Source organism: Gabonibacter massiliensis (genome assembly GCA_001487125.1).
In the GTDB taxonomy this organism is placed as follows: domain Bacteria; phylum Bacteroidota; class Bacteroidia; order Bacteroidales; family Marinifilaceae; genus Gabonibacter; species Gabonibacter massiliensis.
The window spans coordinates 1,182,433-1,199,961 of the sequence record LN913013.1 but is presented as its reverse complement, the minus strand read 5'-3'; the positions used below and the strand labels follow the sequence as shown (position 1 = coordinate 1,199,961).

Genomic DNA, 17,529 nt, shown 5'->3' with positions numbered 1-17,529 from the left:
TATTATGAAACTGATTTTTTTATTAATGATATTTTTGATGATTAATGAAACTGCGTATTCGGGAATCAAAATAGATAGTTTAGCATTAAAAGATACGGTTATAAATGAATTTGATCGTTATAACGATAATTTTTTAGGAACTTGGATAGCAGTTCATGAAGAGGAAATTTATGAACTAAGGCTTGAAAAGCGAATGATCTATTATGTTCAAATAGACACATATACCATGATGATTTTAGGTTCAATAAAAAAAATATGTAATGGTAAGGTTATTTATGATCGAAAAATCCCTGATACCAATGTACGAAAAGATACTCATTTCCCTTTGTGTGGAAGTCCTTGGTCATCGAAAACTCTATCTATGATTTATGAAGAGCCTGGCGAAAACAAGGAGTTGGGTAAAGTTGAATTTACGTTGAGAGATGACAAGCAAACAGCGACGTGGAAATTGCGAGGAATGGCGGATTTTAAATTGAAAAAATATGAACGTTTCGAGATTCCTTACGAGATGATTTTTAAGCGGAAACGAGATCATGAGAAGTGATATGTAAAGTACCGGTAAAAGCTATTTAAAAATATTTTGAATATAAAACGGGTTGATTGTTAAATATTTATGCGATAAAATGGATTCGAAATCAAATCATTCTCTTCACAACTAAAAAGACATAGAGCAAAGGTACGGATTCACGTATGAATTTGTAGGCTCGTTTTACATGGGTATGGACGGAAAGTTCCGAAATAGCAAGCTCTCGGGCTATTTCTTTGTAACTCATTCCCTGAAATATCTTCAATTCCAGAACTCTTCGTTGTTGTTCCGGTAATTGTTGCAAATATTTTTGCACGTTATTAAACAGAGCATGATTATCCTCGTATTCCAATGTTCCGGAATAAATCAAAGCCTCTGTTAATTTGGTTTTGTTGGAATCCTCCACCTGAAGGTGCTTATAGTAGTTTAAGCATGCATTTTTCACGGAAGAATAAAGATAACTATTGATATTCGTGTTGTCCGGTAAGGATGAAGTCGCCGTCCATAGCTTCATAAACACATCCTGCACGATATCTTCGGCAGCATAAGTATTCATCAGGTAGGTTAGAGCAAATCTATATAATCTTGGACTCATAGTTCGGAATACTTGTTCAAAAACTTCTTGAGAATTCTCCTTTAATCCCTTCATCCAGCTTTTATCTGATATGTTACTCTCGTTAGACCTCATTTGTAAAGTAAGTATTTTCTCAAAAAATTAAAAAAAATAGATACACGGTAATTTCATACAAATAGCTGTTCATTCGTCGTTTGCTTGATGATTTGTTCGTGTATTCATGATTACCGATAAATAAATCTTATCAACAGACCCAAGCGATAGCTAATGATACAATATTAGATATTTTAAGTGACAAACGCAAACACTTTTTGATGGATATTTCGATATAATCTGTTATTTTTGCATTTAAAAGTAAATACCTTTTTCTTTGCCTTTACGAATCTAATTAAATAGGAATATTTGAAGAGATGAAAAATTTTGGGGCATTAATAATGGCGGTGTGCATACAGCAGAGGGGAGAGTAAAGGGGTGATACGATGAATACGGAGATGCGGGCTTTAGAAGGAAAAATTTACGAGAGTATAGGAATCGGGCCGGATGTGGAGAGTCTGCGGTAAGGGGTAGATACGCGATTGGAAAAGGCGATCGGGGAGATAAGAAAAGTCTCGGAATGAGGTAAAGCTGCGATCTTAAATTACATAAGCAGGAAAAATCGAGAAGATTCTATGCTTTGTCTCTATTGGCATGTAAATGGAGGTCAATAAAAATAATTTGTACAATCGATTTATATCCTGTATATTTATATGCTTAAAAATGTTGTAAATATTGGGGGATTATGTATAGATGTCTGTTGCTGTTATTGTTTGGTTTTCAGTTTGTTTGTGCGCAAGAGAAGCCGAATGCTGAATGGTTGAATCAGAAATTTTCCATGTTTATTCACTGGGGATTGTATTCGGAATTAGGAGGAGTATGGAAAGATCAGCCGGTGCTTACTGGGTATAGTGAACAAATCCAATCTTTCGCCTCTATTCCGGCGGATGAATACGAAGCTGTCGCCGCTCGTTTTAATCCTGAAAAATGGGATGCGGAGGCTGTTGTGCGGTTAGCCCGGTTGGCCGGGATGAAGTCTGTTATTTTTACTTCGAAGCATCATGACGGATTTTGCATGTATCATTCGAATTATACGGACTATAACGTGGTAGATGCCACTCCTTTCAATCGGGATGTCATGAAGGAGTTGTCTGAAGCTTGTAGGAAATTCGGGATAAAGTTCGGTGTATATTTTTCATTGATAGACTGGCACTTTCCCGGAACGAAAATATCTTCGCATAATGCAGACCCGATTTCACCGGAGCACCATGCTTTCAATTTGAAGCAAGTGGAAGAGATTCTGACCAACTACGGCCCCGTCTCGGAGCTTTGGTTCGATATGGGATCCTTGACGCCGGAACAGAGTAAGGAGTTATACGATTTGGTCAACCGTTTACAACCGGAATGTATGGTTAGCGGGCGTTTGGGAAATAATCAAGGCGATTTCTGCGTGATGGGAGATAATCAGTATCCGGATTATAAAATCGGGATTCCCTGGCAAACTCCCGCATCTTTCTTTCCGGAAACATGGGGATACCGTTCCTGGCAGGAGAGGGGAGATCTGGAGCAAAAAATAAATGAAAAGCTACTCGGATTGGTAAAGGTGGTCAGCCGGGGAGGAAATTATTTGTTAAATATCGGTCCCCGGGGGGATGGCTCTATCGTGGAGTACGAGCGGGATGCTTTGTTGAAGATGGGAAGATGGTTGAATAGATACGGTAGAGCTATTTACAATACGCGAGCCAATCCTTTTGAACATGCCGGAGAGTGGGGGGATATGACGATGAAAGGGAACAGGCTCTATTTATTCATCGAACGAATGCCGGACGATCGTTTGATTCGTTTGTCCGGAATTCAGGGAGAGGCCGTTAGGGCTGTTCTTGTCGGAAGGGAAGATCCGTTGCGATTGGATCAGCACGGGAATGACATAACTCTTTATATTCCGGAGACGGTATATCCCGACCGGCATATGATTGTGGCCGAAATCGCATTTGCAGAACCGTTTCAGGTTCTTCCTGTCCGTATGGTCCCTGCAGAGCGTTTAATCGCCTCGAATGCCGTTCCCGCGTACGGGTATTCCTGCATGGATTATTATTCCAGTTTCAGATGTATTGTCGGAAGATCATGGGGATTTCTGTTTGATAAAACATACGCGGAACCGGTTGTCGTTTATACCGATAACGATCGATATAAGACGATAAAATTAGCGATCGACAATATAGAGCAAGAGCTCCTTTTGCAAGGAGGAGAGGTAAAACATTTACAAGTTCAGCCGGGTTCGGTACGCTGGGAATCCGTTTATCAAACCAAAATTTTCGATGATCGTTTCGGGAGTTTTTGTTTGGGAGAAAATCATCGTGTTGATCCTGCCCGGGAAGAGAATGGGGTGATTTGGAAAAAAATACCTCGTTTCGGTTTCGGTACTCATTATGTTGTCGCGATGACTCCGAAACAATCTCTTTATTTGTTGTGTTTGATTGAGAGCGATACCGCTCAGTCGATTTTGGTTGAATTGTCTAACCCGGAAGGATTACAGGTCGTGTTAAATGGAAAAACGCTTCGTAAACAAATTTCTGTGGGGGATAAATTCAAGGAGCGGGAAATAGTGATGTTACCTTTGGATAAGGGTGATAATCAGTTAATCGTGAGGTATTATAATCGGAGTGGGGAAACCATGGAATATGGAGTTAACCCGGATGTTCCTCAAATAGTTTATCAGCTTCGATTGAAGCCGCTTCCCCTGTTACCGAGGGAGGTGCACTCTTGTGAACTCAGGTTGCTTAAACCGGAAAACCGGAATTGCGATATGGGATTACAGGATGTATGGATCAGCATGGATTAAATTGTAATGATAAAGAGATGAAAAAGAGATTGCGGAAAAAATTGCATAAAGCAGAATTTCAAGAGTTAGGATTTTCGTTTGAGATAAGATTTAAAGAGAAGGGAGAAGATGCAAAAACTTTTTTGAAGGAGTTTATCGAATTGTTGCGCAGCCATCATCTGGAAATGGGCGGCGGGTGGAATGCGGAAGTCTGCGGCGGATTTGTTACGAGGGAAAAAGGTAGTGTTACCTTGGAGGAATACCATGCGGTAAAGAGTTGGTTGGAGGCTAAAAGCTCCGATATTTACGGCTTTACGATAGGTGAACTGAGGGACGCCTGGTATGGATGGGCATAAGCATAGGAGTATAAGACAGATTCGTATTCGTTTGAAAAAGATATTTCCTATTTACGTTTTATATAAGGGGTAAAATATTAATTTTGCCGGTCTTCGCGCGAATGGAGTTCGACGGGAGTGAGTTATTTTAAAGAATTGATATATTACGTATGAGAACAAAATGTTATTTATCTTTTATTGCTTTAGCATTGATGATTACAGGTTGCAATAGTAAAAAAGAGACCGTACAAAAAGGAGGTATCGTTATCGCCAATCTTGATACGGCAGCAACGCCTAATGCTGATTTTTATCAGTATGCATGTGGCGGCTGGATGAAAAATCATCCTTTGACCGATGAATACGCCAGATTCGGTTCTTTTGACCTTTTGGCGGAGAATAACAGACAGCAGATAAAAGGTCTGATTGAAGAGTTGGCTGTACAGAAATCCGCTTCCGGAAGCATAGCCCAAAAGATAGGCGATTTATACAATATGGCGATGGATAGTATGCGGCGGAATGCAGACGGAATGAAACCGATTAAAGCCGAATTGGAAAGAATCGCTGCTATTAGGGACAGGGGAGAGTTATCGAAAACGATTGCCGAAATGCGTCGTGACGGTTTTGATCCCTTTTTCGGACTTTACGTGGGTTCCGACGATATGAACAGTGCCATGAATTTGATTATCCTGTATCAAAGCGGTATCAGTTTGGGAGAACGCGAGTATTATTTGGATGATGACGATCACACGAAAGAGATACGGGAAAAGTATCGGCAACACGTTGCCAAGATGTTTCAGTTAGCCGGTTTTTCTGCATCGGAGGCGAATAAGGCGGCTTCCGACGTTATGACCGTGGAAACACGCTTGGCCGAGAGTGCCAAGAGTGCTGTCGAATTGCGCGATCCGCATGCCAATTATAATAAGATGTCGTTAGCGGATTTGAAAAGAGAGATTCCCGGTATTCAATGGGATCTTTATTTCTCGACATTGGGACTGAAGGAGGTGGAGGAGCTGAATGTGGCGCAAATGGCTGCGGTTAAGGAGAGTGCCGATCTGATGAACGAGATGGATATGAATGTATTGAAGTCTTATTTGGAATGGAAGGTGATTGATGCGGCGGCAGCTTATTTGAGTGACGATTTTGTGGCCCAGAACTTTGAATTTTACGGGAAAACGCTTTCCGGTAAAAAAGAGATGCAACCTCGTTGGAAGAGTGCGGTAAGTGCGGTCAATGGCGTACTGGGAGAAGCCGTGGGACAAATGTACGTGGAAAAATATTTTCCGGCAGAGGCTAAAGAACGTATGTTGAAGCTGATTTCCAACTTGCAAAGTGCTTTAGGAGAACGGATTCAAAATCTGTCATGGATGAGTGATGAAACAAAAACGAAGGCCTTGGAAAAATTATCTACCATATACGTGAAAGTCGGTTATCCCGACAAGTGGAGGGATTATTCCGGTTTGGAGATTAAGAATGATTCCTATTGGAATAATATTGTACGTTCCAATAATTTTGATTACGATTACCTGCTTGCGAAAGCCGGAAAACCGGTCGACAAGGACGAGTGGCATATGACCCCTCAAACGGTAAATGCCTATTATAATCCGACGACGAATGAGATATGCTTTCCAGCCGGGATTCTTCAATATCCTTTCTTTGACATGAATGCTGACGATGCCTGCAATTATGGAGCTATCGGTGTGGTTATCGGTCATGAAATGACGCATGGGTTTGATGATCAGGGACGTCAGTTTGATAAAGATGGAAATCTAAAAGATTGGTGGACGGAAGAGGATGCTAAAAACTTTGAAGAGCGTGCTCAGGTTTTAGTGGATTATTTCGATGGTATCCAAGTATTACCCGATTTGAAAGGTAACGGGAAATTGACGTTAGGAGAAAATATTGCCGATCACGGAGGGCTACAAGTGGCCTATGCGGCTTTACAAAAAGCGATGAAAACCGACCCTCTTGGAGTAGATGCGTATGGTTTTACTCCGGCGCAACGTTTCTTCCTGTCTTACGCAAATGTTTGGGCGGGTAATATCCGCGACGAGCAGGTTCGTTTGCAGACAAAATCTGATCCTCATTCTTTGGGTCGCTGGAGAGTGAATGGGGCTCTTCCTCATATCTCAGCCTGGTACGAGGCTTTTAATGTGAAAGAGGGAGATCCTTTGTTCCTTCCGGTAGAAAAACGGGCTTCTATTTGGTAAAAAAGAGTTGTATTGTCATAAAAGGGCTGTCCGTCGATTTCGAGGATAGCCCTTTTGGCTGTAAATGGCGGGTCAATAGGATTCCGCGATTCCATGATTCAATTTTAATTCTGCAATCGCCAATCTTTCTATTGTAAATTTTAAATTGTAGATTTTAAATTGGACGTAGTTTTTTAATTTACAATCTACAATCTACAATCTACAATCTACAATCGTCAATCCCTTTTAATCTCTTAATCTCAAAATCATTTCACCTGTGCTATTGGTTTAATCGGAATAATCTGTAACTTTCGGAAAAATGGAGTAGAAATTGACCTATGGATGTTGTTAAGCGAGACCGATTTATAGCTCTTTGGCGTCGTTTTTTTAATGATGCGGAGTTACCGATTACTTTTTATTATTCGAAGGATAATTGCCGGATACCCTTAGTGCGGGAGGCAAAAGGACACACGTGTATCATTGCCCAATTGTTGAAAGTCCGTCGGGGAGAATCGCTCTGTTTTTCGGAGTCTTCTATCGGCTGTGGCGGGGGAAAACATTATTTGGGATATAAGGAAGTCGTAAATGGACGGTTTAATTATTTTTTGTCCCATGGAGAGGATGGGGAATATGGAGAGCGCTATAAGCGTACTCCGGGGCAAGTCGAGGCAATCATGAAAGAATTACCCTTGCTTCCTCGGGAAGGAGATTTTATTGTGTTTAAGCGATGGGATAGATTGGAAGAGGAAGATCGTCCGGAAGTCGTTGTTTTTATGGGTAATCCGGATGTGATTTCGGGGCTTTTTACCTGGGTTAACTTTGATAGTACGGTGTCGGATGCTGTCATTGCTCCTTTCGGAGCCGGGTGTACTTCCATAATATACCACCCGTATCGGGAACAGATAGAAGGGCGTAAACGGGCCGTGATCGGAATGTTTGATCCTTCGGCTAGAAAATGTATGGATGCCGATTTGCTTTCGTTAGCTATTCCGATGAACAAGTTTATGGAGATGATCGATCAGATGGATGAGAGTTTTTTGATTACGGATACCTGGATGAAAATACAGCGGCGTATTTAATATCGTATGATAAAAAAAAGTGTGAATAAAAAACGGATTATTAGATGGTCCGTATTGGTTTTGCTTATTGCCGGAATCGGATTGGTACGCGGAAATTCTTCTTGGGGGGAGTGGTATGCTCTTCATTTATATCCTGTTGTTTCGGCTTTTTTCTCTTTCTTTTCTTCATGCGTCCCGTTTTCTTTGGGGGATCTTTTTATTTTGCTGATTGTTTCGGGAGGAGTCGGTTATGCGGTATACGGTTTATGGAAAGGCAGGTCTGTAAAACTTATGTTTGTGCGCTTACTTGAGGGGGCGGGGTGGATATACGTGTGGTTTTATATGGCATGGGGAATGAATTATTTTCGTGAGGATTTTTATACTCGATCGGGTGTAGGGCAAGTGCGTTATAATCCCGCGAATTTTCAACAGTTTTTGGAAAACTACCTGACGGGTTTGAATGCGGCCTATGAGTCGGCCGGAGATACGGTGACTCTTTTTTATCCGACGATAGAGTTGCAGGAGGTTGCGGCAGAGATAAAGAAGGGCTATAGCGAGGTGGATTCTTGTTTCGGGTTACTTTCTCCTCGAGAGGAAATGTTACCTAAACCGATGTTGTTTAGCCGTTCCATGTCAAAGATGTCGATTCTGGGGTATATGGGACCTTTTTTCTCAGAATTTAACCTGAACACCGAATTGCCATTTATACAGTACCCTTCGTGTTATGCTCATGAATTGGCCCATCGATTGGGAATCGCGAGTGAAGCGGAAGCAAATTTATATGCTTATATGATCTGCATACGTTCATCTTCCCCGATAGTTCGTTTTAGCGGGTATTTCTCTCTATTGGGTTATGTAATGCAGAGTGCCCGGAATCTATTACCTGAATCAGAATTTCAAAAAGTGGTAAAGCAATTGAATCCCGGTATTGTCGCTTTATACAAAGAGGAGAGTGCTTATTGGCGTTCACGGTATAGTGCTTGGATCGGAAATGCGCAGGAATATCTGTATAATCTTTTTTTAAAGGGAAATCGAGTTCAAAGCGGGGTAAAGAATTATTCGGAGGTTATAGGATTATTAATCTCTTACGAACAATATCGAATCGGGGAAACCGGATACGCGGATCTGAGAAGATTAGAGAAGGAGTATTTGAAAGCAGTTGAAGATGCCCGGATGGTTGATTCTACAAAATTGTGGAATGGTTTGGTTCCTATTATAAGAAAACAGGGTGACTCTCGGATTCAATGGCGGGATCTGGATACGAATCAGATGTTACTGGTCGTATCTATGATGGGGAAGAACGAATTGAAGTACTGGCCCGAGGGGGATGAATTTAAGACTTCGTCTCATGTTAGCTGGGTCGTATTGCCTTTTGAATTGAAGCAGAGAATGGGGGCTCGGTTACTAAAAGATTCTTTGGAGGTTCGGATGCGAATGCTTCAACTTTTGGGGTTGCCACCGACCCGTTCGTATGACATGCTGGTATTCTTTTGGGTAAAAAAGGAGGGACTTCGCCGACCTTCCCGGGATCCTGAGATTGACGATACCGTGGCTTCTTTGGATTATACGATTCGTGCCGATAAAAATTACAGGGAATGGTTCGAGCAAAATAGGCTTCGTTCTTATACGGGTAATCCTCCTTATCCTTGGACGCAGATGGGATATACGTATGATTGGAATCGTTCTGCCGGTCGTTATGGAGTAAGCGAGTTTATTGTATGGCCGGGGTCATTGGTGAAGGTCGAGCAGATTTTAGGCTGCTGGCAATACTATAAACGATTGAGGCAGGAGGAGAGGGATAATTTGGGTGTTGTTGAAATTGCAGAAAAAAATCATTAATTACATCCGGTAAGTTTGTTATTTTTCGGAATAATCTGTACTTTTGTAAAGTAAATGTTTCTTCGGGGCAGGGTGCAATCCCCTACCGGCGGTAATAGTCCGCGACTCTCCTTTAGGAGACTGATTTGGTGCGATTCCAAAACCGACGGTTAAAGTCCGGATGATAGAAGAAATGTAGATTAGGATTATAATAAATTATAGTAATAATGATATATGCCCCGAATATACGATATTCGGGGTTTTTGTATGATGGGAAAAGAGGATTTGATTTATATGAGGCGGGCAATTGAGCTTGCGGATCGGGGATGCGGATTTGTGAATCCGAACCCGTTGGTAGGTGCTGTCATTGTAAAAAACGGAAAAGTGATAGGAGAAGGATGGCATGAGCGATTCGGACAATGGCATGCCGAACGAAATGCATTGCATGCTGCCGAAGAAGACACGACAGGAGCAACGCTGTATGTAACACTTGAACCCTGTTGTCATTACGGGAAAACTCCTCCTTGTACGGAAGCGATCATAGAACATAAGATTGCCAAAGTTGTTGTGGGCATTGCCGATCCCAATCCTTTGGTTGCGGGAAAGGGAATGGCGCTTCTCCGAGAAGCCGGTATCGAGGTCGTTTGCGGTGTGGAGGAAGAACGTATTCGGGAACAGAACCGGATATTTTTGAAATATATTGAAACAGGAATGCCTTGGGTCGTTTTAAAGACGGCATCGACTTTAGACGGGAAGATTGCTACCTATACGGGAGATTCAAAGTGGATCACGGGGGAGGAGTCCCGGGCGAAAGTACAGGAGATGCGGGCTTGCCTGATGGCTGTTGTGGTTGGTATCGGTACGGTTTTGACGGATGACCCCATGCTAAATTGCCGGATCGTCGACCGGGAGGTGCGGCAACCCGTCCGGATTATTGTGGATAGTAATGCCCGTGTTCCATTGAGTAGTAAGATTGTACGGACGGCAACGGTTTATCGGACTGTCGTGGCTCATACCCGATTTGCAAAGGAAGAACGATTGCGGCAATTGAGAGAGTGTGGTGTGGAGACTTTGTTGTGTGACGAGGAGAAAGGATTGGTACGGATAGGGGATTTATGTAGAAAATTGGGAAAATCAGGCATTGACTCTGTTCTGTTGGAAGGAGGCGGTTCGTTGAATTTTTCTTTTTTAGACGAGGGGCTTGTAGATGAGGTTTATGCTTTTATCGCTCCGAAAATGATAGGAGGAATGAATGCCAAAACAGGGGTTGAAGGAGAGGGAGTTCCCAGGATGGCCGATGCGGTCGATTTGAAGATAACCGATGTGCAGCATGTGGGGCAGGATGTGCTTTTGAAATTGAGAATAAACGGGAAAATAAGATAGATAATTGTAAAGGTGGTTATGATGCATCTAAGGTGCTAAATATAAATTGAAACTGCTATGTTTACTGGAATTATAGAAGAAATAGGCACGATAAAAGGGGTGAAAAGAGGAGATCGTAGCGTCGTACTCGAGGTGGAGGCGCGGAAGATATTGGAGGATGTAAAAATCGGGGATAGTATCGCCACGAACGGAGTTTGCTTGACAGTGGCTGCCATAAAGGGAGATCGTTTTTTTGCAGATGTTATGCCGGAGACCGTTACGAGGAGTAATCTGGGGTGTTTACGGGCCGGAGACCGGGTAAATCTGGAGCGGGCATTGTGCTTGAACGGTCGTTTGGGAGGGCATATTGTATCCGGACACATAGACGGTACCGGAAAGATTGTAAACCGGGAGAAGGATGAGAATGCGATCTGGATAACGATAGAGGCTTCCGCGGCTTTGTTGCGATATGTCGTGGATAAAGGTTCGATAACGATAGACGGGATCAGCTTGACGGTTGCCGGTGTGTCTGAAGACCGTTTTCAAGTGTCGATCATTCCTCATACGCGGGATGAGACTACTTTGGTCAAAAAGGCAATAGGCGAGGTTGTTAATTTAGAAAATGATATTGTTGCGAAATATATTGAGAAATTGTTAAAGCCGACCTCTCCCTCGGATGAAAGGAAGCCGGGATTGACATTGGACTTTTTGTTGGCTAATGGTTTTTAGAGGTGTAGTTTATTTACAGATAAAGATATGAAAGAATTTGAATTTAGTACGATTGAAGAGGCTGTCGCGGACCTGAGAGCCGGAAAGATGATTATTGCTGTTGATGATCCCGATCGGGAAAACGAAGGGGATTTGATATGTGCGGCTGAACATGCTACGTTGGAAAATGTAAATTTTATGGCTTCCTATGCCAAGGGGCTGATATGTATGCCGATGAGTCGTGAATTAACGACCAAACTGGGGTTAGAGCAGATGGTGGCTACGAACACGGACAATCACTGTACGGCTTTTACTGTTTCGATAGATCATGTTTCTACAACAACGGGAATTTCTGCATTGGAGCGTTCCGTGACGGCGATGAAATGTGTGGAGGAGGGGGCGAAACCGACTGATTTCCGTCGTCCCGGCCATATGTTCCCTTTGGAGGCAAAACCCGGAGGAGTGTTGGAACGTATGGGACACACGGAAGCGACAGTCGATCTGATGCGTATCGCCGGATTGAAAGAATGTGGATTGTGTTGCGAGATTATGCGGGAAGACGGGACTATGATGCGGACTCCCGAATTAAAAGAATTTGCCCGCAGGCATGATATGAAAATGATTACGGTATCGGATTTGATTACCTATCGCCGCCGGACTGAAATTTTGGTAGAACGGGTAACGGAAGCGGAAATGCCCACAAAATACGGTTACTTTAAGGCATACGGTTACGTGAATAAAATCAATGGAGAACATCATGTCGCCTTGGTTAAGGGAGACGTGACGGATGGCGAACCCGTGTTGTGCCGAGTACATTCGGAGTGTTTGACGGGAGACGTTTTCGGTTCTCTGCGTTGTGATTGTGGAGATCAGTTGGCTGAAGCTATGAGAAGAATAGCCGAGAATGGACGCGGAGTTTTATTGTACATGCGGCAAGAAGGAAGGGGTATAGGTTTGATCAATAAATTGAGAGCCTACCATCTGCAGGATGAGGGAATGGATACGGTAGAAGCAAATCTGGCACTCGGTTTCAAGGCCGATTTACGGGAGTATGGTACAGGAGCGGAGATTTTGGCCGATTTAGGTGTGAAAAAAATGATATTAATGACCAATAATCCGCAGAAAATTAGCGGACTGGAAGGATATGGCATTGAGATCGTCGGACGCGAGCCTATTGAGATGACTTGTAACGAGAAAAATGAATTTTACATGTACACGAAGTACAAGAAGATGGGACATATCCTTCATGTCCGCGGACGTGAAGAGGTCGAGAAATTGATACAGGAAAAGGAAAACGAAGTAAATAAATAATAAAAAATAGAGACAATGAACTTATTGGAAGGAAAATTATTGGCAGAAGGACAACGTATCGGTATCGTGGCCGGACGTTTTAATGAGTTTATCACCAGTAAATTGCTCGGTGGTGCGATTGATGCTTTTAATCGTCATGGCGGTGATGAGAAGAATATCGATTTGGCTTGGGTCCCCGGGGCGTTTGAGATTCCGTTAGTAGCTAAAAAAATGGCTGAGACTCACCGATACGATGCCGTTGTATGTATTGGAGCCGTCATACGCGGAGCTACACCGCATTTTGATATGGTTGCCAATGAAGCGACTAAAGGTATTGCTAACGTGGGACTTCAAACGGGAGTACCTGTTATTTTCGGAGTTTTAACGACCGACTCGATAGAACAAGCCGTTGAACGGGCCGGAACGAAAGCAGGAAATAAAGGTTTTGAAGCTATGACAACAGCTATTGAAATGATCAATTTATTAAAGCAACTGTAAGCTATTGAAGATTTTAATACAATAGGGTTTGAAAAGAGAAAATCGTTTCAAACCCTATTGTTTATAAGCAAAGCGAATCACTCTAAAAATTCGAGGGCTGCCAATAGTTTGTCGTAAGAGAGTTCCTGTGTGACCTCCGGAACGTATTCAACGTATTTTATTTTTCTCTCTTTACTTATGATAACGATTCCCTGGGTAAGTAAACGTAATTCGTCAATGAGAAAACCGTATTTCAAGCCGAAATCAATGTCTCTGTAATCGGATAACATGGTGATATTACGGATTCCCTCTATTTCACAAAAGCGTTCCTGTGCATACGGGAGATCGCAGGAGATCGCCACGATCATGAGATCTTTGCCTAAGCTTTTCGCTATGTTATCCAATCGATGTAACTGAGCAGCACATGCAGGAATATCAACCGACAGGAAAGAGGTAATAAGGACGTTTTTGTTTTTAAAATCTTCTAAACTAATGGTTTCCAATTGGCGGCCCATTCCGTAAAACCTCAATGCTTCTTCCCCTTTTCGGGTTGTTTTGCCGATTAGAGTAATCGGTTTTCCTTTCATTGTAACTGCTATTCTATTCATATCTTTTTTGTAGACATACGATAAGATAGGTTAAGGGGTTAACGTTTTTTACTATTTTCTACAAAAAAAGTTGTTCCTGATAACAGAAACAACTTTTTAGCATAGAAAGCCTTTTTTTAAAAGGGTACTGTAATCTTTTATTTTTTGTTTTGCCTCCTGTGTTGTTCTTGCTGCCGCTGCATTTCTTCTAATTTTTGTTGGAACCTGGATTTTTTCACAGGTTTTGCTTTGGCCATTTCGATTTGTTTTAAAAGCTTCTCGTCATTGACGAATTTGCGGATAACCCACGTTTGAACAATGGTGATCAAGGTCGCTATGAAGTAATAGTAACTCAATCCGGAGGAGTAGCTGTTAAAGATAAAAAGGAACATAACGGGCATAATGTACATCATCACCTGCATACCTTTCATTTGATCGTTTTGGGGCTGGTTTTTTTGATTCATGACCATATAGATGATGTTTGTGACAGTCATCAGCAAACAAAACAAGCTGACATGATTCCCGTAGAAGGGAATGTTAAAAGGTAATGTTGCGATGGAATCATAGGAAGCTAAGTCCGTAGCCCATAAAAAGCTTTTTTGTCTCAACTCGATTGCGCCGGGGAAGAAGTAGAAAAGAGCGATCAAAATAGGCATTTGTAATAACATGGGTAAACATCCTCCCATAGGATTCACTCCCGCCCGTTTATATAATTTCATCATGGCCTGTTGCCGTTCCATAGCCTTGTCTGCCGGAATCTTTTTATTGATCTCGTCGATTTGAGGTTTCAATACCCTCATCTTGGCTTGTGACATATAGGATTTATAGGTCAACGGGAAAAGAACCAATTTGATGATGAGAGTCAGTAAAAAGATAATTAATCCGTAATTGAGGGTTACGTGTGTTTCCAAAAAGTTGAAAATAGGAATTACCACGTAACGGTTGAACCAAGCGATCCATTTCCAGCCCAAGTCTACTAATTCGGGTAAGTCGATCTCTTTTCCGTATTCCCTTAAAATAGGATAAGAGTTGGGGCCGAAGAAGAAACGCATGTCGTATGCTTCGATAGCCTTGCCGGAATAGGGGAGAGGAATCTCCGCGTAAGCTGTTTTAAGATATCCGGGTGTGTTGTTGATGTTGGAGGATAACATTACGTTAGCGAACGCATCGTCAGCAATAAGTACCGATGAAAAGAACTGTTGCTTGTAAGCGACCCATTTGATTTTGGTCGGCAATTCCGTTTTTTCGTCACTCGAGGGAGAAAGGTGTTCCACGTCGTCGTCGGAGAAGTTGTAATAAACTCCCGTATACCTGTTCTCGAAATCTTTACTTTTTTCTAATTGAGGCATATCAACACCCCAGTATAGGGTCAGAAATGATGTATTTTGTGCGATAACTTCATTTAAGTTGTGCGTGTTGATGTTGAAATTCACCATGTAAGTATCCGGGGCTAATTTGTAAACAAACTCGAGGTATTTGTTGTCGTCGATGTAAGCCCTCATGCTTAATACTTGCTCTTGCCGGTCGGCAACCAATTTCTTTTGATCCGTATTGGGAGTGAAGATCAGCTCTTCCGTGTTGATCTGATGATTTTTTATATAGAAATTTAGCCCCAACGAGCTGGTTTGTGCCTGCCATAAGACCAGGGGTAAAGAATCGTGTGTGCGGTATCCTTTTAAATCGACGTAAGTGATTCGTCCTCCTTTACTATCGATGTGGAGTTTGATTTTATTATTTTCAAGGGTAAATTCTTCCGGAATCAGAGAATCCTGTTTGAATAAAGAAAATGGAGTTTCAGTTTTTGAACTGCTGTCCTGCTGGGAAAGAGCGAAGTCTTCTTTCTGCTGTTTTTCAATAGCTGCTAACCTTTGAGCTTCAACCCTTGCAATGGAATCCCGGACATGCATTTCCCGTAACTCCTCTTTTGACGGGCTCATAAAATAGGAATACCCAACTAATATTAAGGCAATGATAATTAAACCTGAGATTGAATTTTTATCCATAGGGTGATTTTAATTTTAATTTCGATTTCAAATTGATATTTCCAGGTTATTTATATTAAGATAAACAAGCTTTAATAAATGCCACGAATAGAGGATGGGGATTGGTTACCGTACTCTTGTATTCCGGATGGAATTGAGTTCCCACGAACCATTTCAGGGACGGGATCTCGATGATCTCCGTAAGTCCTGTTTCCGGGTTTATGCCTGTGGTGATCATGCCGGCTTTTTCGAACTGTTGGGTAAATTGTCCGTTGAATTCGTACCGGTGTCTATGTCTCTCCTCTATCTCTTTCACTCCATATGCCTCAAATGCTTTCGAGTTTTCTTTTAATACGCATTTGTAAGCTCCTAAACGCATGGTTCCCCCTTTGTTTGTAATCTCTTTTTGAGATTCCATCAGGTCGATTACGGGGTATTTGGTTTTGGGAGACATTTCGACAGAGTCCGCTCCTTCCAAATGGAGAACATTACGGGCGTATTCTATGACTGCCATTTGCATTCCCAAACATATGCCGAAGAACGGGATATTGTTGGTCCGGGCATATTCAATGGCTATTAATTTTCCTGTAATACCCCTGTTACCGAAACCGGGGGCGACCAAAATGCCGTCTACCCCTTTCATGGTCTCTTCTATGTTTTCTTTGGTTAAATTTTCACTATGTACCCATTTTACGTTGACTTTACAGTCATTGACCGCTCCCGCGTGTATAAAAGATTCCACGATAGATTTGTAAGCATCGTGCAGTTCAACGTATTTCCCTACCAAAGCGACGGTAATCTGGTGATTGTAGTTTTTGAATTTATATAGAAAACGCTCCCAAGATTCGAGATCCGGTTCGTGTTTCAGTGGTAATCCCAGTTGGGATAATACGATTTCATCTAATTTTTCGTCTCTCATTTTGATGGGCACCTCGTATATCGTGTCTACATCTATGGATTGAATGACGGCTTTCGGGTCTACGTTACAGAAAAGAGCCACTTTTCTCCTGAGATCGCTACTTAACTCGTGTTCCGTGCGTAATACCAAGATATCGGGTTGTACTCCTATTTCCAATAACGATTTTACGGAGTGCTGAGTCGGTTTGGTCTTTAATTCGCCGGATGCCGTTAAGTATGGAACTAATGTCAAGTGAATGAAAACGGATTTTTCTCCTAATTCCCAACGAAGTTGGCGAACGGCCTCGATAAACGGGAGAGATTCGATGTCTCCTACCGTTCCTCCTATTTCGGTAATAACTACGTCGTAATCGCCTTCTGCTCCCAGCAATTTGATATTACGCTTGATCTCATCCGTAATATGAGGAATGATTTGGACCGTTTTCCCTAAATAATCCCCCCGGCGTTCTTTATTAATAACATTTTGATATATTCTTCCGGTGGTTATGTTATTGGCTTGAGAGGTCGGACAGTTGGTGAAACGCTCGTAATGTCCCAGATCGAGGTCCGTTTCGGCTCCATCGTTTGTTACATAACATTCTCCGTGTTCATACGGGTTAAGAGTACCCGGATCGATATTAATGTACGGATCGAGTTTTTGATTCGCCACTTTATAACCTCTCGCTTGTAAAAGCTTTGCTAAAGAAGAAGCAATAATACCTTTTCCTAAAGAGGAGGCCACTCCTCCCGTAACGAAAACATATTTTGTTGACACGATATGTATAGTTTTATAATTATTTTTATTCTTTATTACAAATACCGAAAATCATTGTTACACAGAACTAAACAAAAATTTCCCCGGCAAATTAAAACTT

14 protein-coding genes and 1 riboswitch are annotated in these 17,529 nt (G+C 42.1%); of the genes, 10 read left to right on the top strand and 4 right to left on the bottom strand.

Features of this window, described 5'->3' with window-relative positions:
• Positions 1-4 precede the first annotated feature (4 nt).
• On the top strand, positions 5-544 hold the full coding sequence (locus BN3283_RS09365) for a DUF6705 family protein (protein ID WP_059026482.1): 540 nt from the start codon (positions 5-7) through the stop codon (positions 542-544).
• Between the two features lie 91 nt (positions 545-635).
• Here the strand turns inward: BN3283_RS09365 and BN3283_RS09360 are convergent, their stop codons facing one another.
• Positions 636-1,175, bottom strand: a complete 540-nt coding sequence (locus BN3283_RS09360) for an RNA polymerase sigma-70 factor (protein ID WP_286137627.1) — start codon at positions 1,173-1,175, stop codon at positions 636-638.
• Between the two features lie 703 nt (positions 1,176-1,878).
• Here BN3283_RS09360 and BN3283_RS09355 point away from each other — a divergent pair.
• From BN3283_RS09355 to ribH, 9 genes are all read left to right on the top strand, one after another.
• A complete protein-coding gene (locus tag BN3283_RS09355; RefSeq protein WP_059026480.1) occupies positions 1,879-3,975 on the top strand; it encodes an alpha-L-fucosidase in 2,097 nt (698 codons plus the stop codon).
• Between the two features lie 17 nt (positions 3,976-3,992).
• Positions 3,993-4,310, top strand: a complete 318-nt coding sequence (locus tag BN3283_RS09350) for a 50S ribosome-binding protein YggL (protein WP_041504432.1) — start codon at positions 3,993-3,995, stop codon at positions 4,308-4,310.
• Positions 4,311-4,459: 149 nt separating this feature from the next.
• The gene (locus BN3283_RS09345; protein ID WP_059026479.1) at positions 4,460-6,496 is read left to right on the top strand and encodes a M13 family metallopeptidase; all 2,037 of its coding nucleotides are present in this window, start codon (positions 4,460-4,462) and stop codon (positions 6,494-6,496) included.
• A 317-nt stretch (positions 6,497-6,813) separates the two neighbouring features.
• Positions 6,814-7,554, top strand: coding sequence for a DUF169 domain-containing protein (locus BN3283_RS09340; RefSeq protein WP_059026478.1), 741 nt, complete (start codon positions 6,814-6,816; stop codon positions 7,552-7,554).
• A gap of 6 nt (positions 7,555-7,560) precedes the next feature.
• Entirely contained in the window at positions 7,561-9,372 is a 1,812-nt protein-coding gene (locus tag BN3283_RS09335; protein ID WP_059026477.1) for a DUF3810 domain-containing protein, read from the top strand.
• Positions 9,373-9,426: 54 nt separating this feature from the next.
• A riboswitch (FMN riboswitch) is annotated at positions 9,427-9,548 on the top strand.
• 37 nt (positions 9,549-9,585) lie between these two features.
• Complete coding sequence (gene ribD, locus BN3283_RS09330) at positions 9,586-10,734, top strand: bifunctional diaminohydroxyphosphoribosylaminopyrimidine deaminase/5-amino-6-(5-phosphoribosylamino)uracil reductase RibD (protein ID WP_286137626.1); 1,149 nt, start codon at positions 9,586-9,588, stop codon at positions 10,732-10,734.
• A 57-nt stretch (positions 10,735-10,791) separates the two neighbouring features.
• Positions 10,792-11,442, top strand: coding sequence for a riboflavin synthase (gene ribE / locus BN3283_RS09325; protein ID WP_059026476.1), 651 nt, complete (start codon positions 10,792-10,794; stop codon positions 11,440-11,442).
• A gap of 27 nt (positions 11,443-11,469) precedes the next feature.
• On the top strand, positions 11,470-12,732 hold the full coding sequence (locus BN3283_RS09320; protein ID WP_041504154.1) for a bifunctional 3,4-dihydroxy-2-butanone-4-phosphate synthase/GTP cyclohydrolase II: 1,263 nt from the start codon (positions 11,470-11,472) through the stop codon (positions 12,730-12,732).
• 15 nt (positions 12,733-12,747) lie between these two features.
• Positions 12,748-13,209, top strand: a complete 462-nt coding sequence (ribH, locus tag BN3283_RS09315; protein ID WP_041504155.1) for a 6,7-dimethyl-8-ribityllumazine synthase — start codon at positions 12,748-12,750, stop codon at positions 13,207-13,209.
• Positions 13,210-13,286: 77 nt separating this feature from the next.
• On the opposite strand, the gene tpx is transcribed toward ribH, so the two are convergent.
• From tpx to pyrG, 3 genes are all read right to left on the bottom strand, one after another.
• The gene (gene tpx, locus BN3283_RS09310; protein WP_041504156.1) at positions 13,287-13,796 is read right to left on the bottom strand and encodes a thiol peroxidase; all 510 of its coding nucleotides are present in this window, start codon (positions 13,794-13,796) and stop codon (positions 13,287-13,289) included.
• A gap of 137 nt (positions 13,797-13,933) precedes the next feature.
• On the bottom strand, positions 13,934-15,778 hold the full coding sequence (gene yidC, locus BN3283_RS09305) for a membrane protein insertase YidC (protein WP_059026475.1): 1,845 nt from the start codon (positions 15,776-15,778) through the stop codon (positions 13,934-13,936).
• A gap of 55 nt (positions 15,779-15,833) precedes the next feature.
• Positions 15,834-17,429, bottom strand: a complete 1,596-nt coding sequence (gene pyrG / locus BN3283_RS09300) for a CTP synthase (protein WP_059026474.1) — start codon at positions 17,427-17,429, stop codon at positions 15,834-15,836.
• Positions 17,430-17,529 lie beyond the last annotated feature (100 nt).